The following is a 431-nucleotide window of genomic DNA, read 5'->3' as shown; positions in this document are numbered from 1 at the left end:
GCAGGTCGATATGGTCGGTGCCGAGCCGTCGCAGGGCCGCATCGACCGAGCCGACCAACCGATGCCGCGACGAGCCGGCATCGAGCGGACCATCGCCCATCGGCAGGCTCATCTTGGTCGAGATCAGCCCCTTGTCGCGCCGGCCCTTGATGGCGGCGCCGAGGATCTCTTCGGAGGCGCCGTTGGAATAGACGTCGGCGCTGTCGAACATATTGACGCCGGCATCGAGACAGATGTCGACGAGCCTGCGTGCCTCCTCTGCGCCGCTGCGGCCCCAGGCCGAGAACAGCGGACCCTGGCCACCAAATGTGCCGGTGCCGAAGCTGAGGACGGGGACCTTGAGGCCCGAGGCGCCGAGATTGCGATATTCCATGGTCATGCTCCCTTATTCCGCCGGGCACGCCGCGACGGCGGCCATCGTGCGATCGAGC

1 protein-coding gene is annotated in these 431 nt (G+C 67.3%); it reads right to left on the bottom strand.

Features of this window, described 5'->3' with window-relative positions:
- Positions 1-373: aldo/keto reductase (locus tag O7B34_RS32055; RefSeq protein ID WP_337149752.1), on the bottom strand; the 373-nt coding region annotated here is incomplete at its 3' end.
- Positions 374-431 lie beyond the last annotated feature (58 nt).

It is taken from the genome of Mesorhizobium sp. Cs1299R1N3, assembly GCF_037179625.1.
Lineage (GTDB): Bacteria > Pseudomonadota > Alphaproteobacteria > Rhizobiales > Rhizobiaceae > Mesorhizobium > Mesorhizobium salmacidum.
The sequence above is the reverse complement of the archived record's forward strand: the minus strand, read 5'-3'. Positions and strand labels throughout refer to the sequence as shown.